Source organism: Desulfitobacterium hafniense DCB-2 (assembly GCF_000021925.1).
In the GTDB taxonomy this organism is placed as follows: Bacteria; Bacillota; Desulfitobacteriia; order Desulfitobacteriales; family Desulfitobacteriaceae; genus Desulfitobacterium; species Desulfitobacterium hafniense.
In genome coordinates this window covers 1,644,909-1,671,375 of the sequence record NC_011830.1, presented here as the reverse complement: position 1 = coordinate 1,671,375, position 26,467 = coordinate 1,644,909, and the positions used below count along the sequence as shown (strand labels likewise).

Sequence of the window (26,467 nt, the reverse complement as noted above, 5' to 3'; positions counted from 1 at the left end):
AGCTTTTTGGGTGATCAGATGAGGCCGTCTTGAGCACGAATTTCCTGGCGCAGCTGCTCGAATTGGGACTCATCGACAATCGCCGCCAGTAAGATATCCCGGCCAGAGGCGGCTGTTCCGCCCCCATCACTCATTCCGCTGGCTGAAGTATCGGCTGCCATTAAAGGACCTGCACCCCCGCCGCCACTGCCCAGGGTTAAATCCGCTAAGCTGCCCATCTGACCGGTGAGTGGATTCATGAGATGATCGGCGGTCGCTTCAGAGAACTTATGAATTCGATCAATCTGTACATCCGTTATTCCTAAGTCTTTGATGCGGTTGGCGATAACTTCAGCTTGTTCCACCGTGTTGAAATACGCAAGGATATTTCTTTCCGCCATATTTCGAACCCCTTTCCTTAGATGATATTTGTTGTTTTGGCCTTTGAAGAAGGTGATTCGAATTTAGAATCGGTTATTTTCAGCTATTCTATTCTTCTTACCTCACTAACCATCTCTGCTTATCGCTGACTATCGCCAAAGTATCCCCGCTTAAAGACAACCTCGCCATCGATCAGCACCCAGGTGGTTTGCGCCTGAACATCCAAGGGATGCCGGTCAAAGACCGCAATATCTGCGTCTTTACCCGCCTCCAGGGAACCTACCCGCTCCGAAATCCCCAGGATTTCAGCAGGATTCAGGGTTATGGCCTTAAGGGCCGTCTCTTCAGCCAGTCCCGCTTTGACCGCCAAGGCCGCGCACACCGGCAGATAATGTACGGGAACAACCGGATGGTCGGTCATCAAGGCTATTTTCAGCCCGGCTTTATGCAGGATCGCCGGGGTAGCAAAGGTCAGTTCTTTTAACTCCACTTTTCCCCTGGGGCCGATGAAGGGCCCTGCGATGACGGAAAAGCCTTCTTCCGCCAGCTCATCAGCGATTAAATGCCCTTCAGTGCAGTGCTCCAGGGTCATCTTAAGGCCAAACTCTTTGGCAATGCGAATTGCCGTGAAAATATCATCGGCTCTGTGCACATGAGCTTTGACATTCAGCTCACCTTTCACCACCGGGATCAAGCTTTCCAGCTTCAGGTCAAACCCTGAACCTTTCTCTTTATTCTCCAGATAATTTTTGGTTTTAAACAGATACTCTCTCCAGATCGCTGCGGTGGCCATTCTTGTCGAAGGGCTTTGTTGCTTGGCACTGTATCTTTTCTTCGGATTTTCACCGAAAGCAACCTTCATCGCCGCCGTTTCCTGGAGAATCATCTTATCGATTCTTGTCCCTTTGGTTTTAATCGTGGCAAATTGCCCACCTATCACATTGGCACTGCCGGGACCGGTGCAGATGCAGGTCACGCCATGTTCATAGGCTTCCGTCAAAGCTCTGTCCCTCGGATTAATAGCATCGATGGCCCTAAGGTGGGGTGTCGCCGGGTCAGTACCTTCATTGCCGTCCGCTCCCTCAAAATCCAGCCCGTCCTCCCACATACCTGCATGGCAGTGAGCGTCAATCATACCAGGCATGATAAAACCGCCTTCAGCATCAAGGGTCGGACAATGTTCGGGAATGCTCAAATCCTTGCCCACGGCAATGATTCTGCCCTTATCCACGAGCAGTTGGCCATTCTCAATCGGTTCACCTGTCATCGTAAGCAGCGTTCCATTTTTAATTAATAACATACTAATCTCCTCCTGTTTTTACAGCTATAGAAAAAACCGCCCAAAGAAAAAAGCACCCCCCTCCTGTAAAGGCAGGGCACTTTTTCTGTCCGCAATTAATTCTATATCCCTAAGATCTAAAAAAGATATCCAAGGTCGCCGCCTTTGGATATCTCTTTTTACATTATAGCACATTTAAGCAACAAAGTAACCTGTTTATGACTCTTACTTGCCGGTCTGGTTTTCAAGTTTTATAATCGCTTTTAGATACGGAGCCATATGTGCCTGAAAGGCGGCTAACACCTGATCAAGCACCCCTGTACGGCAGGCCTCGATGATCCTTTTATGTTCATCATGTTTTTCCATAACTGAGCCTAATGTTGATATATCCCTGTTCATCGCCGCCAGCAATTGGAAGTATTGGTTTTCTAAAATCTCCACCCTGCGCAGGCTTTCTGATCGTTTCCAGAAAAATTCATGAAAAGCCAAGTCACAGGTATTAAAAATATAGTTTTTCTCCCTGACATCCATGGCCGTTTCCTTGTCTGCCCTGATCATCTCCTGATTCAGCTTCTCCAGATAATCTAATTCCTGTTCCTGTAAAAGGGATTTTTTAAAAATAAGGGTCAGCACCTGCATCTCCAGCGGAATTCTTATGGACAGGATTTCTTCAATGTCTTTATAACCTAAATTAAGCACCTGACTGCCCTTCTTGGGCAAAAATATCAGGATTCCCCGCATATTCAACTCTCTTAAGGCCTCGCGTATAGGGGCTCTGCTTATCCCCAGCTCTTCTGATATATCCGTTTCAACCAGCCGATCCCCGCTCTTCAATTCCCCGGTGAGAATCTTATTCTTCACATAGGAGACCACGGTCTCACTTAGATTTGCTTTTGAATAGGTGATCATATGATTTAATCGATCATAAGCATTATTCAGCATGCGCCCACCTCTTGGTATTATACCCCCTGATCATTTCCTCAATTTTTTCAGGAGCTGCTTCTGCTTTTACCACTGCTTCGACTTTTTCACCATTTCTATAGATGGCCATAACTCCCAGAAAATCAACCAAAACAGTCTCTTTGAATTCTGATACTAATGCTTCAAACCCAGCCTTAGCTCTCTCCATATGGATCCTCATCCCTATCTTCTCGCAAATTTCCTTTTTAAATTGTAGATTGTCTACAATTTTTTAATTTAATTATAGCACTAATAATCTCACTGGCAAGAAAATAGTTACCATATTTTTCTTCGATTTTCTACAAATATCGACTCTAAAATTACCCTTGTCTACCGTTGTATCCACACCATTAAAGCCATGAGCGTATTCCAGGTGCCATGGGCGATAATCGAAGGCCAGAGGCTGCCGGTCTTTTCGTAGAGCCAGGTTAAAACGACTCCCCCCACCAGTAAGGGAATAAAGCGCAGAACATCAAAATGCAGCAAAGCGAAAAGCCCCGCCGTAAAAAGAATCCCTTTACCCCTGCCATAGCCTTGGCGAAAGGGTGGATAAAAAATTCCCCGAAAAAAAACCTCTTCCTTGATCGGAGCAATCATGCCGCCCAGGATAATAAGCAGCATCAGCTGCCAATCGTATTGAGCACCCATAAGCACGAGGGTGAAGCTTTGGGGCGCAGGTGTTCCTAATTTGTTGGCCAGGAAATTCCCGATCAGCCCTACGACCACCAGGAGAAAAACTCCCATCATCAGCCCCAGTAGAATATAGCGAACATGAGGTCTGACCAGGCCTAACTCTCTGAGAGGACGGCGGATGAGCTTAAAAAAACATAAAATGATGATAAGGTAAAGCAGAGCCTCACCCATTCCCACGGTCAAAAAGCGAAAGAACCCCTCTAATTGATCTAAATCCTTAGGAGTTCTAAGCCAACCGAGAAAGAATTCAATTCCATAGATAATGAGCAGCAGAAAAAGCCCTTGCCAAACATTCCATACCGGATGACGGGGAGGGATTCTGCTATCCTCTTTATTTACCGTTTCTTTTTTATTTTTATCTTGAATTTTATCTTTATTTTTATCCTTATCTTTATACTTATCTTTCTTATTACCTTTGGGCACTTTTCGGTATGATTTATTGTCCATGGATAATTTCTTCCCAACTTTCTCTATGTAAAGCCATTATGTCAGGCAAATCTCATTCTATATTGTAAACGAAAGGGCTAAACGTGTCTACATGGCATGGCTGTTGGGGTTATGGCGTGCATACACAATTTCTTCCGGTTTTCTTGGCTTTATATAGAGCCATATCAGCTTTATGCAGCAGTTCCTCCAAGGAGTTATCCACGGAAGGCAACGCCGTGGCTACACCGATGCTGGCCGTGACCACTCTATCCACATCGGAAATTTCGGATGGGATATTCAGCTTGACGACAGCCCTGCGCAAACGTTCACCCACCAGCATAGCGCCAATCCGATCCGTATCCGTAAGAACGCAGGCAAACTCTTCCCCGCCCCATCTGGCTACCAAATCTGAAGAGCGCTTTACATTTGACTTTAAGGTTTGGGCAATTTTATAGAGGCATTTATCCCCCTCCAAGTGACCGTAAAAATCATTGTACTTTTTAAAACAATCCACATCGATCATCAATACGGATAAGCTATTCCCGTTACGCCTGGCCCGATTCCACTCTATAGTCACCGTTTCATTGAATTTCCGGCGATTGGCGATTTGCGTCAATTCATCAATATAGCTATTTTCTTTTTGCCGATCCCTGTATTTCTTTTGCTCCACATGGTTTCGGAGCCGGCCTTTGATGATGGGCAAGCTGAAAGGCTTCGTGATATAATCCACTACCCCCAATTGCAGAGCATACTCCTCATTCTTTTCGTTTTTGAGGGCGCTAAGGAAAATTACCGGAATATCCCGCGTCTCCGGCATTTCCCGCAGACGAATGCATACCTCATAGCCATCCATCACCGGCATAATAATATCCAGCAGGATAATATCGGGCTGGCTTTTTCCCGTGGCCAGCTCTAAGGCCTCAATCCCGTTGTCGGCGGTCATCACGATGTAATCTTCTTTAAGAGCACTTTCTAAAAGCTTTAAATTAAAAAGCTGATCATCCACGATTAACACTCTGGGTTTGGAGGGTTCTTCATCTTTTAGCTCACAGGATATATCGCTGGCGAAATCAGGCTTTTCGCACCAAGCCGCCCCGCTGATCCCTGTATGAATCTCATCAGGCTCCAGGAATGGGGTTGAAGAAGCTCTTTCTTCTTTTGACAAATCCTTAATGATGGCAAAAAGACAAGGCTCATTATGCCACTTCCCCTGCCAGATACGCGCTTTTGCAGGGATGGAGGTTCCCTCCTTTTTTTCCAGGGACAAAGGGAGACTTTCTTTTTTGCCCGCAAACAGCTCAGCTAAGATCTTTTCACCTTCAGCCATCTTACCGGCGCTGGTAATGGTCAGGATATGCATGTTCATTAATCCTTCATGAGGATAGCCCAGCTTCTTAGGCACGGCAGTATTTGCATATAATAATCTTCCTTCCCGATTAATAATGAGGATCATATCCTCAATCGTTTCCAGAAAATTTTTCATATCAACGTCTTCCACACTACGCATCTCCTATCGAGCCCTCATGAACCAATAAAAACCTATCAAATCCCAGTAACTTGATAATTCGCTATATTTCAGGAATCACCTCTCGATTTCCAAGAACAACATTAATTTTCCCCGGTGAAGTTGGGCTGGCTGGCATTGAGGAAGCAAAAAGGAATGCCGCCGGCATTCCTAAACTGTCTTTATCCCCTTCATTATCCAATCGCCAGGTTATCCAGAAACTCATCATAGCTCAACCGAACATCCAGCATCTCTTCAGGAGTGATCTGAATAATGCGGTTGGCAATGGTCTGGATGAATTGATGGTCATGGGAGGTAAAGATAATATTGCTTTTATAATCCGTCAGCCCATTGTTCAGGGCTGTGATGGATTCCAGATCCAAGTGATTGGTGGGCTGGTCCAAAAGAAGCACATTGGCCTGACTCAGCATCATTTTAGCCAGCATGCACCTGACCCGCTCGCCGCCGGAAAGGACTTTAAGGGATTTCAGGGCTTCTTCCCCGGAAAAGAGCATCTTGCCCAGAAAACCACGGACATAGGTGTCGGTTTTATCCGCGGAAAACTGCCGCAGCCAATCCACCAGGCTCAAGTCCACATCCTGAAAATACTCTGTGTTATCCTTGGGGAAATAGGCCTTGGTAATGGTGACGCCCCATTTATAGCTGCCGCTGTCCGGCTCCATTTCTCCGGCCAATATCTGGAGCAGAGCGGTATAGGCCCCTTCATTGGTGCCTACCAAGGCAACTTTATCCCCTTTGCTCAGAATAAAGCTGACATTATCCAAGACCTTAACTCCATCGATGGTTTTGGTCAAACCTTCTACCGTCAGGATATCATTGCCCACTTCCCGCTCCGGTTTAAAGCCTACATAGGGATATTTGCGGTTGGAAGGTTCAATATCTTCGATATTCAGCTTATCCAGCATCTTTTTCCGGGAAGTGGCCTGTTTGGATTTGGAGGCATTGGCGCTGAAGCGGGCGATAAACTCCTTAAGCTGTTTGGCCTTTTCTTCTTTCTTTTTGTTAAGATCCCGGGTCATTTGCAGGGCTAACTGACTGGATTCATACCAGAAATCATAATTGCCCACATAAAGCTTGATCTTGCCAAAGTCCACATCCGCCATATGGGTACAAATCTTATTGAGAAAATGCCTGTCATGGGAAACGACGATGACCGTTCCCTCAAATCCAATCAAAAACTCCTCCAGCCAGCGGATGGATTGGATATCCAAATGGTTGGTGGGCTCGTCCAAAATGAGGATGCCGGGATTGCCGAAAAGAGCCTGAGCCAGAAGCACCTTAATCTTTTCCACACCGGTCAGTTCAGACATAGCCTTCTCATGCAATTCTGTGCCGATGCCTAAACCTTGTAAAAGAGTCGAGGCTTCGGACTCCGCTTCCCAGCCGTTCATCTCTCCGAATTCATGCTCCAGCTCCGCAGCCTTGATTCCGTCCTCATCGGTAAAATCAGCTTTCCCGTAGAGGACTTCCTTCTCCTTCATGATGGCATAAAGCCGCTGGTTGCCCATAATGACCGTATCTAAAACCGTATACTGATCATACTGGTAATGATCCTGCTTGAGCATCGATAGCCGGACTCCCGGCGCGATGGTCACATCCCCGGAGTTCGGCTCAACTTCTCCCGAAAGAATTTTGAGAAAAGTGCTTTTTCCGGCACCGTTAGCGCCAATCACGCCATAACAATTACCTGGAGTGAATTTCAAAGAGACATCTTCAAAGAGCTTCCGCCCGCCATATCTTAAGCTCACGTTATTAACACTAATCAATTTATGCCCGCCTTTATGATCTTTATTTTTGTATTTGCATACATCATAAGAGTATAGCACAAATACGATCATAATGCATTAATCTTAAGCCCTCTTCTCCCCACCTCATTGGCATACAGATCGATGGTTGTCCGGGGTTTCACTGCTTTCAGGTCACCTTGATAGATGATCCGGCCTTCGGCATGGAGCAGGTTTTGCGGCCTTACCAGGTTTCTGGGTATCTGTAAATCCATAACACCGCTTTCTTTTAAGACATAGTACACAAATTCCGAACACATAAAGCGATCCTCACTGGACAAGGGCTTATCCCATATACTATCCCAAAGGCCCCGGTAATTATATTTATAACGATCACTATGCGCAATAAAGTGATCCAACACTTCTTTCACTTTGTCATACTGCTGCTTGGTTACCTCGACTTCAACAATAGCGCCGGGTAAATTCTCACAGAAGCCATAAACCCCTTCATGGATATCTTCCCTTCTGAACCGCCCGATAAAAGGGTTATAAGGATTCCTTCTGCCAAAACTGTACATATGATTCAGATCGCTGTCCAGGGACAGCGCCGCATGGGTATAGTCGTCTTTCTTCAACAGATGAATAAGCCTGGACAGAACGGTAGTGGTGCGGGTCAATACGATATATAAATAATATGTTTGCATAATGAGTTCTTCCTCCATGAATTTAAATTAAATGACATGCTTAATTATGACACAGAGAATTAAAGAACTCCTAAAGAAAATCTTAAAAAATGATTAATTTTATTCATTGGCTCTTTCATCTTTTTTTAATGTAGTGATATGAAAAGTAAAATAATAGTATTTAAAGATAAACATGCCGGCGATCAGAACTCTGGCCAAAATACTGTTAGTGAAAACAAAAGCGAGGAGAAGCATGGCTGACGCGAAGGCCAGTATGCTTGCTTTCGTTTTAAAGGTCATGGCGCGGGTGCTGACAAAACTCTCCAGATGGTTTTTATACAACTCTGTTCCTAAAAACCAAGTGTTGAATTTTTCTGAACCCCTGGCAAAGAAAAAGGCTGCGGCCAGGAGAAAGGGTGTGGTTGGCAGCAGAGGCAAAAGGACACCGACAGCACCCAGTCCGAAACACAGCAATCCCAAGCCTATACACATATATTTTTTGATCACCTTCATCACTCCCGCTCTTTAAAACTAAGCACACAGGAGACATCCCTTAACTGGTATGAGGAATGATGCCGGCATCATTCCTCATAAAAAATTAATTGATCTTTCTTTTTCTTCTTCAGCTAAGCACTTGACGGAAATTTTTGAGCAGCCGCAAGTTAGCAACAGCTAACTTGTAAGATCACAATATACTATGGGTGACCATTTGTCAATGTTTTTTTCACATCCTAGTTCACCTTATCATACTGAGGCGCATAGAGAATCTTTCCCTCATTGTCCATAATAATAACCTCACCCATCCACATCCATTCATCGCCGCGAACAGGTTCAGCATGTTCATCCAAAGTGAATTTATCTAAAATCACCTTATGAATCAAGCCAAAGCTATCTGTTGCCAGGGCTGAAAGGGTTAAGGTTTGGCCTGCGGAAAGGGTAATTTTTTCGTCAATCTCAGTCCCTAGACCACCAGAATTCAAAGCCTTTTCGGAAACAATACTGCCATCCACATCCACAACAAAGCGTGCTTTCTCTATGGTATTATTTTGTACCGGCGTTACCACCATGCTCAAGTTCCCTTTGCTGCGATACTCACCGGATGATTCAGCAGGTGTCTTTCTATAGATCGTTCCGCTTTCACGCTCAAATCTTGCCTGGACAGCCGGCAGCACCCTGGCGCGCAGGTCCTCCCATACCTCCAATTTTTCGGTTCTCTCCGTGCCGTCATCTGCTATGACCACCTTAGCATCAATGGTATCAAAAATATTTACCGGGAGGGTGCCGGAAAAGCTGGTTCCGCTTCTGGCCATTTCCGTACTTTGACCTGATACATATAAAGTGGCAAGAGTCTCCGCCTTCGTTTCCTTAGGTGAGATGTTAAAGGTTACGGGGACAGTGAGACTGTCTCGGTCAAAAGTGCCCAATGCATAATCATAGCTATCGATAATGCTTGCCTGGCGTTTCAGCATCGAATCGATATTGGCGTAAATACTGTTGATCTGGCTTGACTGGGCAGATGTCATATCCATAAGTTGATTCCGTGTATTTTGGAGTTCATCCTGCAGACCTCCGATCCGGACCAGGGTCACCACCTGTAAAAGGATGAGTATGGAAATTATAATCGGGACTATGTTTTTTTTCATTACTTACCTCCATTGTTACGTTTGTAAACTCTGCCCCTCTTTAATTCGACTCACCTTAGCGTCTCTCCTTCTCATTCAATACTACTCAGAAAAAGGGCCGAAAGCTGATTCGCGTTTTTCATCCTCTACCAGTGCCGCCTAAAAGAATAGCAAAAGGCCTGCCGCCCCACGTTTGCAAACGTTTGGTGACAGGCCCTTCTGCTCCAGCTAAGATAATCGGTTTTTGAAATCCTCATAGCCAAAACGGCGAATCAGCTTAAAGCCTTCTTTTTCATTGTAGAGCATAATATTGGGCAGGTTTACCCCGTTGAACATATTATTCTTGACCATGGTGTAATGAGCCATATCGCAGAAGATAAGCTTGTCCCCCGGCTTTAAGGGTTCGGCAAAGGAATAGTCGCCGATCACATCCCCGGCCAGACAGGTATTGCCGCCCAACCGATAGGTGTAGGGATGTTCCCCCGGCTCCCCTCCATTGATAATCGCCGGACGATAGGGCATCTCCAGGACATCGGGCATATGGCAGGCCGCCGAAGCGTCAAGTAAGGCGATCTTCATTCCATTATCCACGATATCCAGCACCTTGGTGACTAGGAACCCTGTATTTAAGGCGATGGCCTCTCCGGGCTCCAGATAGATCTCCACTCCGTATTTTTCCTGCAAATGAAGAATACAGCGGACCAGGGTCTCAATATCATAATCAGGGCGGGTAATATGATGGCCGCCGCCCAGATTCAGCCATTTCATCTTCCGGAGATGTTCACCGAATTTCTCTTCCACCACTTTAAGGGTGCGTTCCAGGGTATCCGAATTCTGTTCGCATAGGGTATGGAAATGCAGCCCAGCGATTCCCTCAAGTTCTTCAGGCCTGAAATTGGCCAGGGTCACTCCCAGCCGGGAATTCTGATAGCAGGGGTTATAGATATCCGTGGCAATCTCCGAATACTCAGGATTAACCCGAATTCCACATTCAATGTGGCCAGGATGGTTTTTCACCTTATCTTTGAATTTGCGCCACTGATCAAAGGAGTTAAACACCATATGATCACAATACCCCAGCAGCTCGTCAAACTCCTCTTCGATATAGGCCGGTGAGTAGACATGAACTTCCTTGCCCATCTCTGCAACGCCAAGTCGCGCCTCAAACAAGGAGCTGGCGGCGATACCCTTCAGGTATTGGCCCACCAAAGGAAACACAGCATGCATGGAAAATCCTTTCAAGGCCAGCAGGATCTTGCACCCTGTCCGCTCTTGAACGGATTGCAAAATCTCCAGATTTCTCCTGAGCAGGTTTTCATCCACCACATAACTGGGTGTGGGCAGTTCTTTTATATTCATGACTTTATTCCTCATCCAATAATGTGGGGGCAAAATCTTCCCGCCAAGGCAATCCGTACTTATTCAGGTCTGCCATAAAGGGATCGGGATCAAACTCTTCAACATTATAAACGCCGGGCTTCTGCCATTTTCCTTCCATAATCAACTTAGCGCCGATCATGGCCGGTACCCCGGTGGTATAGGAGATAGCCTGAGAGCCCACTTCAGCATAGCATTCCTGGTGATCGCAGATATTGTAGACATAATAGGTGCGGGGCTGACCATCCTTGACTCCTTGGATAATGCAGCCGATATTGGTTTTGCCCTTGGTTCGCGGTCCCAGGGAGGCCGGATCAGGCAGGACAGCCTTGAGGAAATGGAGGGGAATGATTTGCTGACCCTCAAACTCAATAGGTTCGATGGAAGTCATGCCCACATTTTCCAGAACCTTTAAATGGTTGAGATAATTATCGGAGAAGGTCATCCAGAAACGGATCTGTTTGATTCCCTTAATATTCTGTGCTAAAGATTCCAGCTCTTCATGATAGAGCAGGTAGATATTCTTGGGCCCAATCTCCTCAAGATCATAGACCTTCTTCACGGACAGGGGATCGGTTTCAATCCACTCTCCCTCTTTATAATAACGACCCTTGGCAGTGATTTCCCGAATATTGATCTCCGGGTTGAAATTAGTGGCGAAAGGATAACCATGATCCCCGCCATTGGCATCGACAATATCGATGGTATGAATCTCATCAAAATAGTGCTTTTGGGCATAGGCGCAGAAAACACCGGTTACCCCGGGATCAAAACCGCTTCCCAATAAAGCCGTTAATCCGGCTTGGGCAAATTTTTCCCGGTAGGCCCATTGCCATTTGTATTCAAATTTCGGCACATTGGGGGGTTCATAGTTGGCAGTGTCCACATAATGAACGCCGGTGGCCAGACAGGCCTCCATAATGGTCAGGTCCTGATAAGGAAGGGCCACGTTGATCACCAGCTCCGGTTGAAACTCCTTAATGAGTTGGATGACTTCTTCTGTCTGATCGGCATCAACCTGAGCGACCCTGACTTTAGTCCGGCTGCCGGTTAATTTATCTCGAATATCCTCGCATTTTTTCAGCGTCCGGCTCGCAATGCAAATTTCCTCAAACACCTCAGGAACTTGACAGCATTTGTGGGCGACCACATTGGCCACACCGCCGGCCCCAATAATCAAGGCTTTTCCCATGTTAAGACCTCCCATTTCAAATAAATTCACAAAGATGATTATAATGAATGTCGAAGAGTTTATCAACAAGAATTATCCATTGCTGTCCATCAGATATTTCCCTTCATAGTCCAAATGCTCTTTAAACAATCTTTTGCGGAAAACGAACATCAGAATGCCCACAGTAATCAGGATTAAGGATAAAGCTTGGGATACCCGCAACCCGGGAATCAGGTAAAGACTGTCCGTGCGCAGCCCTTCAATCCAAAACCGTCCCAGCCCATACCCGATGAAATAGGTGGCCAACAGCTGCCCGGTAAATTTCGTTCTCTTGCGAAAATAGATGAGCACAGCAAAAACAGCCAGATTCCACATGCTTTCATAGAAAAAAGTGGCTTGGTGCCATTCCCCTAACCGGTCGATCAACACAGCATAGGGAAAAAACTGCAGGTTAGGATTGGTGACCAGGTTGCCGAAAGCCTCCTGGTTCATAAAATTCCCCCAACGGCCAATGGCTTGTCCTAAAATTAAACTGGGCACCACCATATCGATCAGCCTAAACAAAGGAAAGCCATTTCTTTTGGCAAAGATCAACGCCCCGATAAAGCCGCCGATCACACCGCCGTAAATAGCCAAGCCGCCTTCGCGGATGGCAAAGATGCGCATGGGATCATCGGCGTAGTTGGCCCATTCAAAGATGACATAATAAGCCCTGGCCCCGATGATTGCCAAGGGCAGAACGATGATTAAAAAATCGAAGATCATATCCCCTTTTAATCCCTGCCGCTCTGCTTCCCGACTGGCTAACCATACTCCCAGGATAATGCCGAAGGCAATAATTGCCCCATACCAGGCAATGTTCAAACCTTCAATACCAAAGAGATTTTGAACTAAAAAACGATCGGTCATGTGGTGCTCACCTTTCTATGCTTCTTTAAGTCCTTCTCAAAGTGTACCACAACACTATTTGTCATACAAACAGTTGTTCACAGGTTTTGTCCGGCGATGAAATCCCCCACTACTCTGGCAAACTCCTCGGGGCGCTCTTTCTGGGGCCAGTGCCGGCAGCCTTCCATAATATGCAGTTGGCAATTGGGGATCAGCTTGCTGGCCGCCAAAGCGTCTTTGAGGGGCACCGCCTTATCCTTGCTGCCATGGATCAGAAGGGTTGGCATGGCTATTTCCCCGAGGCGGCTATACAAATCCGTGTGCAAACCGGTCCTGGTGATTTCGCTTCTTTGAAAGGAGATAAAGGGTTTCCCGGCCTCAGGCTCCAGCATCCCATCCCGGACCTCTTCCACCAAAGCCTCGGTGACCTTTGACTTATCTCCGAATAAGTTGTAGGCCAGGGACCAACGAACAATAGCGGGGTACTTGCCGGTCCATTGGTATAAATTGTCGTTTAATTTCGAGCGGGTGTACCAATGAGTCAAACGGTGATAGGGAAGCTTGGGAAACAGCCCCCAGGCGTCGACAGGCACCAATAATCGGATCAGCCCGGGATAATTAAGGGCCATATTCAAACTAATGCCACCGCCCAGGGAAAGCCCCACCAGCACCACCGGCGGGCATTGGAATGCTTCGATAATCCCTTTCACTGTTTCAGTGTAGAACTCAAGGGTGTATTCACCGTCAATGGAGTCGCTGCCGCCATAACCGGGCAAATCGGGAGCAATCACCCTATAGTTTTCTCCCAAGAGCCGTATAACCTCAGCCCAGGACATCATGGCTGAATCCACTCCGGCGCCATGTAACAGGACAATCGTTGCCACGCCATTTCCGGCATCAAAGCATTGTATGTTTATGCCCTGCACCGTAATCATCTTCTTATTAATATCAACAGCCATTATGCTCAACCCCCTCCATTCTATTCTTTCTTAATCATTCCCCTTTTATTATTAAAGAAAGCCCGGCTGTAGCTGAGCCGCTGGGGAAAGCGGCTGCCTAGCTGCCCTTATGCTTAGAAAGTATAGTGTGCAAGTTTTTTACTTTTTACATAGTGAGAAATCCCCTGCCGGTTTAATCTCCGCAGGGGATTTTACTGCTTATTCTATATCTGCATTAACACATTACTCATAACGCAAAGCTTCAACAGGACTCATCTTAGCGGCTTTGCGGGCCGGGTAAAGGCCGAAGAAAAGCCCGATGGTCGTGGAAAAGCCAAAAGCAATCACAATCGTGAGGGGGGAGATGGCCGGCGGAATCTTCGCCAAGCCCGCGGCCAGGACACCGCCGCCGATGCCAAGCAAAGCACCGATGGCCCCGCCTATGGAACAGATGACCACTGCCTCAATGAGAAATTGGATCATAATATCCTTATATCTGGCTCCTAAAGCCTTGCGGATGCCGATCTCCCTTGTCCGCTCAGTCACTGAGACCAGCATGATATTCATGACCCCGATCCCCCCTACCAAGAGGGAGATCGCAGCGACAGAGCCGATTACCAGCTGCAAGATGGTCATAATGGTGTCAATCTGTTCCACATCCTGCTGCAGGCTATAGGCATAATACCGATCCTCCGCATGATGACGGCTGTTCAGGATCTTTTTGGCCTGGTTCATAGCGCTGTCGGTTTTATCCTTGCTCACGGCACTGCCTTCCACATAAGGAACATAATCGATATTAACCATGGTCCGCAAAGCGGAGTAGGGAATATACAGGGATGAACGCTGATTCGGCCCGCCCATCAGGAAACTGTCATCCCGCTGGGTTATGCCAATGACCGTATAGGAGGCGCCAAAGATCGTGATTTGCTTTTTCAGAGCTTCTCCCCGGCCGAACAGGTCTTCTGCCAGCTTGCTGTCGATGACCGCTACCCTCCGGCCTCCCTTTTCATCTTCTTCGGACAGGAACCGGCCTTTTTCCAGCTGAATATTTCTGATCTGCTTGTACTCAGGCCAAACCCCATAAGCATAGACCTGTTTGCTCTTTCTTTCATATTGGGCAGAAAAAGACCATGAATCAGCCGGGGAAATGTATTGAATATCGGTGGCTACATTGCGGATGACCTCTAAATCCTGAACGGTCATCATATCAGCTTCGGTAAGAGAAGATTGTTCATCACTGCGGGGATAGACACAAAACAAATTGGTGCCCATCTTCTCCAGAGAAGACATAATCGCCGCCTGGCCCACCTGCCCGATGGCCACTACGGTAATGACGGCCGCTACCCCGATAATAATGCCGAGCATGGTCAGGGCCGAGCGCATTTTGTTGGCTCTGATCCCTTCGAAAGCAACCTGAATGCATTCTTTTAAATTCATACCGGCTCCTCCTCAGCAGGGAGTCCGGCCAGAATGTCTCTGGCCTGAACCGGCTCTTGCACCCCTTCATCTTCCCTGAGCAGACCATCCCGGAATTTAAGGATTCTCTGGGTATGCCGGGCGATTTCCGGTTCATGGGTGACCAGGACGATGGTAGCCCCTTGCTGATGAAGCTCCTGAAAGATCGCCATCACTTCTTCTCCCGAGCGGGTGTCGAGATTGCCGGTGGGTTCATCGGCCATGATGATGGCCGGATTATTGACCAAAGCCCGGGCAATGGCTACCCGCTGTCTCTGCCCCCCCGATATTTCTGTGGGGCGATGAGCCGCCCACTTCAGCAGCCCCACTTTTTCCAGGGCATTGTAAGCTTTCTCTTTTCTTTCCTTTTCCGCAATTCCGGCATAGATCATCGGCAGCTCAACATTGCGCAAGCAGGATATTCTCGGCAAGAGATTAAAGGTCTGGAAGACAAAGCCGATTTTAAGGTTGCGGACCTTGGCCAGATCTTGCTCCTCCATATGGGAAACATCCAGTCCATCCAGGATATACTGCCCGGCGGTGGGCGTGTCCAGGCACCCTAAAATATTCATCAATGTGGATTTCCCTGAACCTGAAGGGCCCATAATCGCCACAAAACTGCCGGCCGCGATATGGAAGGTAACCCCTTTCAAGGCCGTAACGGCAATTTTCTCCGTATGGTAGACCTTAACTAAGTCAGTTGCTTTGAGCATTAACGATCACCTGCACTCCGTCCTTGATTTGTCCATCGGGGTTCAGAATGACCTTTTCTCCCACTTGAAGACCCGCGACAATTTCCATGAACAGCTCATTGCTTAAGCCTGTCTGCACTTCTTTTTCGCTCACTATCCCATCCTGCCCCACGACATAGACCAGTTTCTGACCTTCACCCTCAATAACTGCTTCCAAGGGAACTAACAATGCTTGCTCTTTTTGCTGGAGGATGACTTTAAGATTAACATTAAAACCGGGTTTTAAGGGAGATTCTCCTTCTGTAGCCGGCACACTAATCCTGATTTTCACTTGGGTTTGCTCACCTTGAGAGGTTGCCACCACCTCGGCTGTAGGAGCAATGGTTTCAATACTGCCAAGCAGGGGTTCCTTAAGCAGGGCGCTGTTGGTTATTTCCACCTGATCTCCTACCTTAAGCAGGGCGGCGTCCACTTCATTGATCCCTGTTTCAATCAAAAGCTGAGCCGGATTACCGATTTGCGCCAGGAGGGTTCCATTCTCCACTTCCTGACCGGCCTTGACCGCCAAATTCAGGACGGTCCCATCATAAGGGCTATGTATCGTGGCTTTCTGCAATTTTTCCTGGGCTTTCTGGTAGAGCACTTCGGCTTGCTTCAGCTGAGCTTTAAGCAAAGGTAAATTAGCCTCTTGTTCTACCACTAAGTTTTCCTGGGCCTCAGTCACCTTTTGCCCGGCCTGCTCCAACTCCTTAAGGCTGGCCGCACCGCTTTCCATCAGGACTTTTGTATTGTTATAATCCTTTTGGGCCGTGTCATAGGCTTGTTGAAAAAGTCTGATGTTTGATTCACTGTTGATGATTTTGACCCGGAGTTCCTTGCATTCCAGATCCTTTTGGGATGCTTCCACACTCAAGCTGCTGGTATCCATCACCAGGATAATCTGGCCTTTGCTTACTTTATCTCCAGCCTTGACCGGAATCTCCTGGACCGTGGTCTTGGTATCCGCCTTAAATTCAGCCAGGTCTTTAACTTCTAATTTACCGCTGGCAAAGACATTTTGTTCGAAGTCGTCCTGAACCACTTCCGCCGCACTTACAGGGATCAAGCCGGCCTGCCGGCTCAAAACCTGGGAAGCAATCAGCACCCCGACGAGCAAAATAAAGACGACGATTAGTTTTTTGCGGTGTCTCCGCAAAAATGAACCCCTTCCATGAACATTGTTTGCAATACTGGCATCTGGTTGCATAATCTCCTCCTGATAGATAAAATAATTTCTTTGCATAAATTACCAAGATATCAATAGGTTCATTATAACAGTAATTTCCCAGCAAACTTATAAAGAAACTATTAATTTTTCCATAAAAACTATGATTTTCCTGATGATCTGCTAAGACTTTTGCCTTTTTTTAAAATTGATTTTAATACCAAGAGTATTTATCTTTGCATAGACTTTTAGTAAAATAGATAAGTATCTTTAATTGTATCTTCAATCCTAATTATTAGAATGAGCTGGGAGAAAAACATGGATATTATTATCAAAGAAAATTATGAACATATGAGTCTATATGCCGCAGACATCATTGCCGGTTATGTTCGGTCCAAGCCGGATTGTGTGCTGGGACTGGCCACGGGAAGCACTCCCATCGGCACTTACCGGGAGCTGATCAGAAAACATAAGGAAGAAGGCCTTGACTTTTCCCAAGTCAAGACCTTTAATCTGGATGAATACCTGGGAGCCGGAATGGATTTGGCGAAGCCTTATCCACTGGATCAAAGCTATGCCCGCTTCATGCACGAAGAGCTGTTAAAACATATTAATATCAAAAAAGAAAATATCCACATACCTGATGGCTTAAGCAAAGAACCAAAAAAGTTCTGCCAGTGGTATGAGGACGAAATCAAAAAGGCCGGGGGTATCGATCTGCAGCTTTTAGGACTTGGCGGCGACGGTCATTGGGGTTTCAATGAACCCGGTTCATCTCTCGGTTCCAGAACCCGGGTTGTGGTCTTGACTCAGCAGACCCTGGATGATAACTATGAAGCCTTCTACAAGAAAGCCGGCATCGAGCGCAGCCAGATGCCTCATTTTGCCATCACTATGGGCATCGGAACCATCCTGGAAGCCAGGAATATTTTAATGATCGTCAATGGCCCTAAAAAAGCCGGCATGGTCGCCCAATGCTTAGAAGGTCCCGTGACCTCTCAGGTTACCGCATCGGCTATCCAGCTGCACAGCGGCGAAATCACCGTAGTGCTTGATGAAGGAGCAGCTTCCCAATTAACAAACTCTGCTCATTACAGACATACCGAAAACATTAAATGTGCGTATGGGTTGTGAAAATTTTAAGTTTCAAAAGAACTCTTCTCTTTCATCGGTGGTATAAAAAAGCTGCCTCATTTCTTGATCGTTAATTGAATCCCTACAGGCCAGGAGCCGTTTCCTGGCCTGTTCTCTTTCCAGGGAAGCTCTGGCTTTTAGATCCTCTAACACCTCAGGTATCCCGCCCTGGACCAGCCTTCTTTTAACCTCGGCAAACAGGGCCTGGTTTCCGCACAAAAATTGCCCTTCCTCCAGAACCTTAGCCGCCACCATGGATTCAAATCCGACAAATTCCAATTGCCTCTCCACTGTGGCAAGATCCTTGATCACATAATCGATTTCCTCTTTATAACCGGGATGTTTAAGTAAATAAAATTTCCACTCATAGATGGCGGAGTCCAGCTCTTTGATCATCTCTTCAGACAAGCCTTGATAAATAACCACGATATCCAGATCAGAGCCATTGACCAATTTACCTGTGGAAAACTCAGGCCTTGGTTCAAGATGAGCCATGTCATAGGCCACATCGCCTGCTATAATAAAGCAGGTTTTTTCTTGAATACCTTGCGGATCCGGCTGAGCTGCTATGATTTTTTCCATAATATCCTTGGCCAGCGCCAATTTATCTTTACTGATCCTGATGATGGATTGATGGAGCTGTTCCGCCTTGATCCGAGCTTCCTCAGACTGTTCCTGCAAACTAAGCACCGTGTAATTGTAAAATTCTCTGATGATCGAAGGAGAAAGCCGGGCAAATCCTTCCACCTGTTTGTCCAGCCTGAGATACTTGGTGCCAATGGCTGTCGTGACAATATCAGCACATTGATTGCACTCCTCCCAAAGATCAAAAAGATTCAGGGCGGTTTTTTCGTGGATTTCTTTACCTGTCAGGGGTCCATGAGCTTCAAGCAAATGAATAAGCTTCTCCATACGCAAAATCCTTTCAATGATAATGCAAGGCCTTCCCACCGGGTTTTTCAATGTCATTCCTCTTCACAGTCCATAAATTTCCTGATTATTTGTCCTGAAATCGGGTAAATTAGAATCAGTGATTCAGCCTCAAAAAACCTAAACTACTAAACATCTTGGGAGGTAATCAATCATGGCAAAGTACAATTTACCTGTAGACAAAAACACGGTAGCAACCCAATTTAACGTCACCTTAGGTCCGGATGCCACTTCCCGTCAAAACGGTTCCGTTGGTGGAGAAATGGTTCGTCGTACATTTGAAAGCTTTGGCAAACGATAAATAACTGCCGCTAAAGGCCAGCAAACGCTGGCCTTTAGTATTTTTACGCTCTATTAAAATCTTTATTCCACTTCCCCCGCCCTGAAGCGGGTCCCCTATTTCAGTTTAACCCTTTTCAGCCTAGCATAACACTCTCCTGCCTTCTGAGCAACTTTCTCAGACGCTTGAGCGAACCGACCTTTGAATTGGTGCATGAGTTGACACTTGACAACTCTCCCTTACTTTACTACAATAGACCCTAATTTAATATCTCCAATCAAGATTTGCAGAGCTTTCTGCATTTCGGAGTAGCAAAACAAAAGCTGTGATAAGAACAAGTAATAACCCGTACCGCAAACAGAAAGTTGCCGGCTGATGAGAGGCGCTTGGCAGGCTGGTTATGAATACCTCTTTGAGCTTCACACCGAACATCTTTCAGTAGGCTGTGACGGTTTCCTGCACACGTTATAGTGCTAGAGTATACCCATATCCATGGCGTACTCGAAGAGGCGGGCAATGGGAATTGTTCGTAAAGGTAAGGTGGTAACACGGGAGCATACTCTCGTCCTTCTGGCAATGAAGGACGGGAGTTTTTTGTTTTTATTTTAATCAAGGAGGAGTCACTATGCAAACAATAGCAGAACAATTTCAGATCATTACCAAAGGAGTCAGTATGCTGGTCAATGCTGAGGAACTGAAAAACAAACTGGCGGAATCCCATAAAAACCGCCGCCCTCTGGTCATCAAGCTGGGGCTTGATCCCAGCGCACCGGATATTCATCTGGGCCATGCCGTAGTGCTGCGCAAAATTAAGCAGCTGCAGGATCTGGGTCACGAAGCGGTGATCGTGATCGGCGATTTTACCGGCAAGATCGGTGATCCATCCGGCAAAGCCAAGGGCCGCACAGCCCTTTCCGATGAACAGGTTAAGGAAAATGCCCGCACCTATTTCGAGCAGATCTTCAAGGTGCTGGATAAGGAAAAAACCACGGTCCGTTATAATAGTGAATGGCTCAGCAAACTGAATTTCGAGGATGTTCTCAAGCTTGCCGCCACCACTACGGTGGCCCGGATGCTGGAACGGGACGATTTCCAAAAGCGGTTCAGCGGCAATGTCCCCATCGGCATCCATGAGTTCTTCTACCCTTTAATGCAGGCCTATGATTCAGTCGCTCTGCAAACAGATATAGAGCTGGGCGGCACCGACCAGACCTTTAACATCCTCATGGGCAGGACGTTGCAAAAGGCCATGGGGCAGCCCCAACAGATCGCCATGTTTATGCCGCTTTTAGAAGGGCTGGACGGCGTGGAAAAAATGAGCAAGAGCCTGGGGAACTATATCGGAGTCTATGAGCCTGCCCCGGTGATGTTTAAAAAGGTCATGGAAGTCCCCGATCCCTTGATTCTGAAATACTTTGAACTGGCCACTGATGAACACCCGGACCGCATCGAAGCCTTCCGGGTAGAGCTGGCCCAGGGTAAAAATCCCCGGGATGTCAAATATGCTTTGGCCGAGATCATCACCCGGCTGTATCACACAGAACAGGATGTCATGACTGCCAAAGCATATTATGAGGCCGCCTTCAGCAAGAAGGCCATCCCCGCTCAGCTCCCCGTGCTGCCCGTCAAGGCCCGAAGCCGGCTGATTGAGCTTGTTCCCCTCCTCGTCCAAAGTGGCTTTACCGCCAGCAATGGGGAATTCAGACGTCTGGTTCAACAAGGGGGCGTCCAGCTCAATCAGCAGAAAATCAGTGATCTGGACCGGGTCTTAGCCGATGGAGATGTCTTGAAAATCGGTAAAAAATGTTTTGTTAAAATTGTGACTGAAGGGCCCGGTAATCCGGCATCTCACAAGTAACCTCCAGATTCATGCCCTCCAGGACCCTGGCCACCTGTTGGCGCTTATCGACCACATAGGCTCCTTCCCCGATGGCATAGACATCCACATCCGGAGTCGCCGGGGGTTCCTTTCTGGTGATGGATACGCCGAGCAGTTGGCTGCCCCCTCCCGCCAGATACCACAGGGGTATATCATCATTGCTGTTGCCTGCCGCCAAACTGATCTCCAGATTGGGCAGAATCAGGCGGGCCATCGCCGTGATCAGAGCAGTATCCCAGGGTGAGCAGCGGGACCTGTCCTTATAAAGAGTTCCCGGAAAAGGCATAAAACGGGATAAACGCAGCTGATAGAGTTTTTTAAACTGCTGCAAATAGAACAAATGCTCAATTCTCTCCTGATCGGTTTCCCCCAGTCCCAGGAGCATCATGGAGCGGCTGGGCATATCCGCCTCTTCACAATGGTGCAGCAATTCACGGCGCCGTTCCAGACTATCACCGGGCTTGGCCCTGGCAAAGATCGCCGGCGTGTTGCACTCCAGGGAGCTGGTAACGCTGTCGATGCCCAGTTTCTTTAACTCCAGAACGGTTTCTTGCCGAAAAGACGGTCCCAGATTGATTTCCAGCTTTAAGCCTGAACGGGTTTTAATGGCTTGCACAAGCTCCAGCAGCTGTTCGTCATACCCTTCGTCCAGATCCGTTCCGCCGCTGATATGGAACTGCTGAATCCCCAAACTTTCAATGAGTTCCAGACCTGTCAGCAAAACATCGGTGGGAAACAGCTTTTCTGTATAATAAGTGCAATAGGAGCAACGGGGCTTGACCAGGCAAGGGAAAATACCGCCTGAGCCTGAAGACCACCATAAGCGTTTACCAAAAACTTTGTCTCTGACTTCTGCCGCCTGGGCAAATAAATCATAGGCTTTATCCGGATTCCGGGCACTTTGCAAAATGAGCAAAGCCTGCTCACTGGTTAAATTCGGATACATGTCACTCCCTCTTTTCCATAGGATTATCCGCTGTAGAATTGTCCCGCTGTATTGAATTGTAGCTCTGCGTAAACGTACAGCGTCAACGCAGAGCTACTGGGTTGCAACGGCTGCTCAGCCGGCCACAATCATTATTGGCCCATAATCTCCTTAAGCTGGTCAGCATTGAAATCGTATTTGAAGAAGTGGCTGTAGAAGTAGGAGATATCTTCCGCCAGCTGGCTGTCCGTTACGATCTCGGGATAGAGTTTGTTCATAGCCCACATAATGGTCAGGGGCTGTTCGGTGGTGCGGTTGCCCCAGACATGAGCAATGCGGGGGACGATATAGATGGCGCCGTTCTTGACAGCGGTAATCTCACCCAAACGGGCGTCTGCCAGGACGTCTTTCTTCTCGGCGGCGCTGGCTACGAACATCACATCCGGATTCCACTTCAGCAAATCCTCCAGAGTATAGGTCAGGGATTCTTTATTCGCTTTCGTCATAGCCTCGCTGGTCACGCTGATGCCGCCGGCTTTATCAATCCACCATTCGGCGATCACATGGGGTTGGGAGAATTTGCTCACGTTGCCATAAACCACGGTTTTCTTATCGGCATCCTTAATATCTTTGGTCAGGTCTGCCGTTTTGGCCAACATATCATCGAAGTATTTCAGATAATCGGCGGCAACTTCCTGCTGGTTGAGCACTTCGCCCAGGAGAGTGATGCATTCTTTGACATCTTCGGTCTTCGTCCAGGAAAGCTGAACCACATTGAGTCCTTGCTTTTCCAGCTGTTCGGTCAGGTCGGTACTCATGGTCAGGCAAACATCCGGTTTGGCGGCCAGGATATTTTCCATCAGCAGTTCGTTGTCCGCACCTTGGAAAGGTTTCAGATTCTTGATATGAGGTGTGAATTGGTACTGATATTTTTCCCAGGTGGGGCTTTTGACAAAGGATGGGGAGCCTTCGTTGGCGAGTCTTTCCCCTGCGCTCAGGGTTTCCACAAAGGCGTTAAGAACGCCGATGGAGCCGAAGGTTCCTACAGTTTTAACTTCAGCAGGCAGAGTCACTGTGCGTCCGGCCATATCGGTGACTGTGCGTTCAGTTGGAGTGCTGGCCTCTGGTGCAGCCGGTGGATTGGCAGGGGCCTGGCTGGTTTGTCCGCAGCCGGCCAGGCTCACAGCAAGCAGAGCCGCCATAAGCAGGGCAAGAATTTTTCTTTTCAGTTTCATGATACCTCTCCTTTTGTTTTGTTTTTTAATTATTCATAACCGGGATACACACTTTCATAGCGGTATCCATAGCATCCAATCTGGCTTCAGCTACACAGACAGGGGTAGAATAAAGCCTGGTCAGATTCTCGGTGGTTACGACCTCATCAGGGTGTCCTTGGGCCATGATCACGCCGTCCCGCATGAGCACCGCTTTGCTGCAGGCCAGAAAGGCGTGATCCGGAAAATGGGACGTCATTAAGATGGCGTACCCCTGCTCAGCCAAGGCTTTGATCACCTTGAGCATTTTTACTTGGTTATAATAATCCAGATTGGCGGTAGGCTCATCCATGACCAGAATTTTGGCCTGTTGGGCAATGGCTCTGGCGATCAGCACCATCTGCTTTTCTCCGCCGCTCATCTCATTAAAGGGATAGCTGCTCATGTGCAGAATTCCCATCTTCTCCATGGCTTCTTCAGCCAGCTTCCGATCCCGTGCCGAGGGCCGGGCTCCCAGGGACAGATTGACGACCCGCCCCATCTGTACGATCTCCGCGGCTTCGTAAGGGAAAGCCACCGTGGTAGCCTGAGGGACATAAGCCATCATCTCCGCCCGCCTTTTGGGGGAAATTTTGCTTAACTCCAAACCATTCAGGGTAATCCGGCCGCTTTTCATTTTATTGAGGGAAAGGATGCATCTGAGCAGAGTGGTTTTACCGGTCCCGTTGGGCCCCAGCAGGCAAAGAATCTCATGGCTGTCCAGATCAAAGGAAATATCTTTGAGGATGATTCGTTCCGGTTGGTAGTGGAAACTTAAGCTTTTAACACTCAGCATCAGGACCACCCCTTTTTCACTCTGGACAGCAGGAGGACAAAGACGGGAGTACCCACCAAAGCTGTCAGTACGCCGAGGGGGAGTTCAACCCCTTCCACACCGCGGATGATATTATCGATCAGGAGCAGAAAAACCCCGCCGATAAAGAAGGATGTGGCCACCAACTTAGAGTAATTGGCACCGGTAAGCATCCGGGCAATATGGGGGACGACCATGCCCACCCAGCCGATAATACCGCAGATACTGACGGAGCAAACCGTCATCAGGGTGGAGCTGCAGATGACTATCAGCTTGACCAGGGGCACATTGACCCCCATGGTGGCCGCCTCATCCTCCCCGGCAGCCAGAGCATTGATTTGATTGCGAAACAGGAAGAGCAGCGCCAGGGAAAGCACCATGGCCGGCAGCATCAGCATCACATCCTGATTGGCCCCTTTGCCCAAGCCCCCCATCAGCCAAAAGGTAATGGCCGGCAATTGGTTTTCCGTATCGGCTAAGGTCTTGATAATAGAAATCAAAGACTGAAACAAGCTGGAAACCACAACCCCGCCCAGAATCAGGATCGTAATCGTCTGCCTCCCGAAGACATAAGCGATGATATAGGCGGCTATAACGGCGATCATGCCAAAAGTAAAGGCCGTGGTCTGGATCTGCCACCATGAACCATCATTGATCATGGCCAGAGCCGCTCCGAAGCCCGCCCCCGCCGACACGCCCAGCAGATCCGGCGAGACCATAGGGTTCTTAAACAGGGTCTGGTAAGAAGCACCGGAAACGGACAGGGCCCCTCCCACCAGAATACCGAGGGCAATCCTGGGCAAGCGTACCTGCATAACCACCGTTTCCAGGGTAGAATCCCAGTATTGGGGGATGGGTAAAAATTGGGAGAGGATGATATCCATGACCGTCTGGGGGGGAATCGGATAGCGTCCCACCAGAAAGGAGCCGAAAAACAATGCCACTGTTAAAGCTACCAGGAGCAGGATCTTGACACCAAAATATTCACTGTTTCTGATCTTCAATCTTGACTCCCCTTTATTACTGAATGAAGTGTTGTTCAAAGATATTCAGGCCCGCACATGAGCTCCACTTCAACCTCTTCTCCTGCTTGATACCCGGCAACACCGATGGGCACGATCAAAATTGCGTCCATTTTCAATAGGGAATCGGGCAGATTCCGATCCCAGCCCAGGGGAGTGGCTTCATAGCCCCCGTCCTTCCCGGTCACCATCAGCCTGAAATAGAATTCGTAATCAGGCCGCTTCTCAAGAGCTTTGGTTAAGCTGACCTTGACTTTCGGCCGCTGGGGTGCCGGCAGTCCGTAATAATGATGGACCAGACCGGAGACACACCAATCCATGGCCAAAAATGTGGCAAAAGTAGGTCCGGGCATATTGATCACCGGTTTACCAGCGATGATGGCCATACCCACCGGTCGGCCGGGAATAGCCCTGACTCCGTGCCGGAAAAGATCGGCCCTTTTTCTCAGGAGAGCGGTGTTGAAATCCTCAGCGCCCTTGGAGGAGCCACCGTTGATCAAAACAAGATCAGCGGCCTGCAGGGCTTTATCCAAAGCTTCCGCCAGTTCCTCAGGCTTGTCCTTGATAATGGGATAGCAGGTCACATCCGCTCCCCATTGCTCCAGCAAAGCGGTTACCATTAAGCTGTTGCTCTCGATGGTTTGACCCCGCTCCGGTCTGATTCCGGCTGTAATCAATTCGCTTCCGGTGGGGATATAAATGACTCTGGGCTTCCGGAGCACTTCCAAATGATAAATGCCGCTCAGGGCCAGCATGCTGAGGTGCAAAGGAGTCAGCCTGACCTGAGCGTCGGCGATCAGATCCCCCTGGCGCACTGCTGTTCCTGCCGCTCCTACACAGTCTCCTGCTTTCAGAGTAAGGCCCTTGGCCAAACTAAGCCGGCCGTCGCTGTCGTAATGAGTATCCTCGACGGGAATAACCGTATCGAACTCATCGGGGAAGTCATCCCCGGTATCGGCCTGAACATAGTCCACACCTTTCACCCAGCCTGAAGTATCGGGGATGCCATTCATAAAATCACTGGAGCGGACGGCAATGCCATCCAACTGGGAGATGCGGTAAACCGGCATGGTATTTTGAGAGTAGAGGGGTTTTGCCGTAACCCGCCCTAAAGCGTCTTTTAAGGAGACCCATTCCCTTTCCTGTTCCGGATTCCAGGAGCTGGACAGCAGCTCCAAAGCCTCCCCTCTGGTGATAAACAAATTCGTATCTTCACTCATGTTGTTTCTCCTT

The 26,467-nt window shown here is 48.0% G+C and carries 26 protein-coding genes and 1 other annotated feature; of the genes, 3 read left to right on the top strand and 23 right to left on the bottom strand.

Annotated elements, in window-relative coordinates:
* Positions 1-14 precede the first annotated feature (14 nt).
* The 17 genes from DHAF_RS07815 to DHAF_RS07735 all read right to left on the bottom strand — a co-directional run bounded on the left by DHAF_RS07815 (position 15) and on the right by DHAF_RS07735 (position 17,039).
* Positions 15-380: a hypothetical protein gene (locus DHAF_RS07815; protein ID WP_015943516.1), complete on the bottom strand. Its 366-nt coding sequence runs from the start codon at positions 378-380 to the stop codon at positions 15-17.
* Positions 381-499: 119 nt separating this feature from the next.
* Positions 500-1,660: an amidohydrolase gene (locus DHAF_RS07810; RefSeq protein ID WP_015943515.1), complete on the bottom strand. Its 1,161-nt coding sequence runs from the start codon at positions 1,658-1,660 to the stop codon at positions 500-502.
* A gap of 204 nt (positions 1,661-1,864) precedes the next feature.
* Positions 1,865-2,581 carry a GntR family transcriptional regulator gene (locus DHAF_RS07805; protein WP_005812550.1) on the bottom strand — a complete coding sequence of 239 codons (717 nt, stop codon included), beginning with the start codon at positions 2,579-2,581 and terminating at the stop codon, positions 1,865-1,867.
* Positions 2,571-2,768 carry a hypothetical protein gene (locus DHAF_RS07800; protein WP_015943514.1) on the bottom strand — a complete coding sequence of 66 codons (198 nt, stop codon included), beginning with the start codon at positions 2,766-2,768 and terminating at the stop codon, positions 2,571-2,573. Before DHAF_RS07800 ends, DHAF_RS07805 begins: the two co-directional genes overlap by 11 nt.
* Before the next feature lie 161 nt (positions 2,769-2,929).
* Complete coding sequence (locus tag DHAF_RS07795; protein WP_015943513.1) at positions 2,930-3,739, bottom strand: CPBP family intramembrane glutamic endopeptidase; 810 nt, start codon at positions 3,737-3,739, stop codon at positions 2,930-2,932.
* 109 nt (positions 3,740-3,848) lie between these two features.
* A complete protein-coding gene (locus DHAF_RS07790) occupies positions 3,849-5,216 on the bottom strand; it encodes a diguanylate cyclase domain-containing protein (protein WP_015943512.1) in 1,368 nt (455 codons plus the stop codon).
* A 200-nt stretch (positions 5,217-5,416) separates the two neighbouring features.
* Positions 5,417-7,009 (bottom strand): ABC-F family ATP-binding cassette domain-containing protein, encoded by a 1,593-nt coding sequence (locus tag DHAF_RS07785; RefSeq protein ID WP_041272056.1) that lies wholly within the window; start codon positions 7,007-7,009, stop codon positions 5,417-5,419.
* A gap of 68 nt (positions 7,010-7,077) precedes the next feature.
* Positions 7,078-7,689 carry a hypothetical protein gene (locus DHAF_RS07780; protein ID WP_005812540.1) on the bottom strand — a complete coding sequence of 204 codons (612 nt, stop codon included), beginning with the start codon at positions 7,687-7,689 and terminating at the stop codon, positions 7,078-7,080.
* Between the two features lie 81 nt (positions 7,690-7,770).
* Positions 7,771-8,163 carry a YbaN family protein gene (locus DHAF_RS07775; protein WP_041271932.1) on the bottom strand — a complete coding sequence of 131 codons (393 nt, stop codon included), beginning with the start codon at positions 8,161-8,163 and terminating at the stop codon, positions 7,771-7,773.
* Between the two features lie 218 nt (positions 8,164-8,381).
* A complete protein-coding gene (locus DHAF_RS07770; RefSeq protein ID WP_011461404.1) occupies positions 8,382-9,293 on the bottom strand; it encodes a hypothetical protein in 912 nt (303 codons plus the stop codon).
* 207 nt (positions 9,294-9,500) lie between these two features.
* Positions 9,501-10,631 carry a carboxynorspermidine decarboxylase gene (gene nspC / locus DHAF_RS07765; RefSeq protein ID WP_011461405.1) on the bottom strand — a complete coding sequence of 377 codons (1,131 nt, stop codon included), beginning with the start codon at positions 10,629-10,631 and terminating at the stop codon, positions 9,501-9,503.
* A 4-nt stretch (positions 10,632-10,635) separates the two neighbouring features.
* Positions 10,636-11,841: a saccharopine dehydrogenase family protein gene (locus DHAF_RS07760; protein WP_011461406.1), complete on the bottom strand. Its 1,206-nt coding sequence runs from the start codon at positions 11,839-11,841 to the stop codon at positions 10,636-10,638.
* A 72-nt stretch (positions 11,842-11,913) separates the two neighbouring features.
* Positions 11,914-12,729, bottom strand: a complete 816-nt coding sequence (gene lgt, locus DHAF_RS07755) for a prolipoprotein diacylglyceryl transferase (RefSeq protein ID WP_005812530.1) — start codon at positions 12,727-12,729, stop codon at positions 11,914-11,916.
* A 77-nt stretch (positions 12,730-12,806) separates the two neighbouring features.
* The gene (locus DHAF_RS07750) at positions 12,807-13,667 is read right to left on the bottom strand and encodes an alpha/beta fold hydrolase (RefSeq protein WP_015943508.1); all 861 of its coding nucleotides are present in this window, start codon (positions 13,665-13,667) and stop codon (positions 12,807-12,809) included.
* 222 nt (positions 13,668-13,889) lie between these two features.
* Positions 13,890-15,083, bottom strand: a complete 1,194-nt coding sequence (locus tag DHAF_RS07745) for an ABC transporter permease (RefSeq protein WP_005812525.1) — start codon at positions 15,081-15,083, stop codon at positions 13,890-13,892.
* Entirely contained in the window at positions 15,080-15,814 is a 735-nt protein-coding gene (locus tag DHAF_RS07740) for an ABC transporter ATP-binding protein (RefSeq protein WP_005812523.1), read from the bottom strand. Before DHAF_RS07740 ends, DHAF_RS07745 begins: the two co-directional genes overlap by 4 nt.
* Positions 15,798-17,039, bottom strand: coding sequence for an efflux RND transporter periplasmic adaptor subunit (locus tag DHAF_RS07735; RefSeq protein ID WP_015943507.1), 1,242 nt, complete (start codon positions 17,037-17,039; stop codon positions 15,798-15,800). Before DHAF_RS07735 ends, DHAF_RS07740 begins: the two co-directional genes overlap by 17 nt.
* Before the next feature lie 276 nt (positions 17,040-17,315).
* Here DHAF_RS07735 and nagB point away from each other — a divergent pair, with 276 nt between their 5' ends.
* Positions 17,316-18,131, top strand: a complete 816-nt coding sequence (nagB, locus tag DHAF_RS07730; protein WP_011461409.1) for a glucosamine-6-phosphate deaminase — start codon at positions 17,316-17,318, stop codon at positions 18,129-18,131.
* A gap of 12 nt (positions 18,132-18,143) precedes the next feature.
* On the opposite strand, the gene DHAF_RS07725 is transcribed toward nagB, so the two are convergent.
* Positions 18,144-19,043, bottom strand: a complete 900-nt coding sequence (locus tag DHAF_RS07725) for a hypothetical protein (protein ID WP_015943506.1) — start codon at positions 19,041-19,043, stop codon at positions 18,144-18,146.
* 172 nt (positions 19,044-19,215) lie between these two features.
* Here DHAF_RS07725 and DHAF_RS07720 point away from each other — a divergent pair, with 172 nt between their 5' ends.
* Both DHAF_RS07720 and tyrS read left to right on the top strand, forming a co-directional pair.
* Positions 19,216-19,362 (top strand): small, acid-soluble spore protein, alpha/beta type, encoded by a 147-nt coding sequence (locus DHAF_RS07720; protein WP_005812514.1) that lies wholly within the window; start codon positions 19,216-19,218, stop codon positions 19,360-19,362.
* 295 nt (positions 19,363-19,657) lie between these two features.
* Positions 19,658-19,914 (top strand) — a binding site (T-box leader).
* 52 nt (positions 19,915-19,966) lie between these two features.
* On the top strand, positions 19,967-21,199 hold the full coding sequence (tyrS, locus tag DHAF_RS07715; RefSeq protein WP_015943505.1) for a tyrosine--tRNA ligase: 1,233 nt from the start codon (positions 19,967-19,969) through the stop codon (positions 21,197-21,199).
* Here the strand turns inward: tyrS and DHAF_RS07710 are convergent.
* The 5 genes from DHAF_RS07710 to DHAF_RS07690 all read right to left on the bottom strand — a co-directional run bounded on the left by DHAF_RS07710 (position 21,153) and on the right by DHAF_RS07690 (position 26,454).
* Positions 21,153-22,166 carry a radical SAM protein gene (locus DHAF_RS07710; protein WP_015943504.1) on the bottom strand — a complete coding sequence of 338 codons (1,014 nt, stop codon included), beginning with the start codon at positions 22,164-22,166 and terminating at the stop codon, positions 21,153-21,155. The two genes, tyrS and DHAF_RS07710, sit on opposite strands and share 47 nt — an antisense overlap.
* A gap of 131 nt (positions 22,167-22,297) precedes the next feature.
* The gene (locus tag DHAF_RS07705; protein WP_015943503.1) at positions 22,298-23,380 is read right to left on the bottom strand and encodes an ABC transporter substrate-binding protein; all 1,083 of its coding nucleotides are present in this window, start codon (positions 23,378-23,380) and stop codon (positions 22,298-22,300) included.
* A 25-nt stretch (positions 23,381-23,405) separates the two neighbouring features.
* Positions 23,406-24,194: an ABC transporter ATP-binding protein gene (locus DHAF_RS07700; protein ID WP_005812501.1), complete on the bottom strand. Its 789-nt coding sequence runs from the start codon at positions 24,192-24,194 to the stop codon at positions 23,406-23,408.
* Complete coding sequence (locus DHAF_RS07695) at positions 24,194-25,255, bottom strand: FecCD family ABC transporter permease (protein ID WP_005812499.1); 1,062 nt, start codon at positions 25,253-25,255, stop codon at positions 24,194-24,196. The genes DHAF_RS07700 and DHAF_RS07695 overlap by 1 nt, the downstream gene beginning before the upstream one ends.
* Positions 25,252-26,454 carry a molybdopterin molybdotransferase MoeA gene (locus DHAF_RS07690; protein ID WP_015943501.1) on the bottom strand — a complete coding sequence of 401 codons (1,203 nt, stop codon included), beginning with the start codon at positions 26,452-26,454 and terminating at the stop codon, positions 25,252-25,254. Before DHAF_RS07690 ends, DHAF_RS07695 begins: the two co-directional genes overlap by 4 nt.
* Positions 26,455-26,467: the final 13 nt, after the last annotated feature.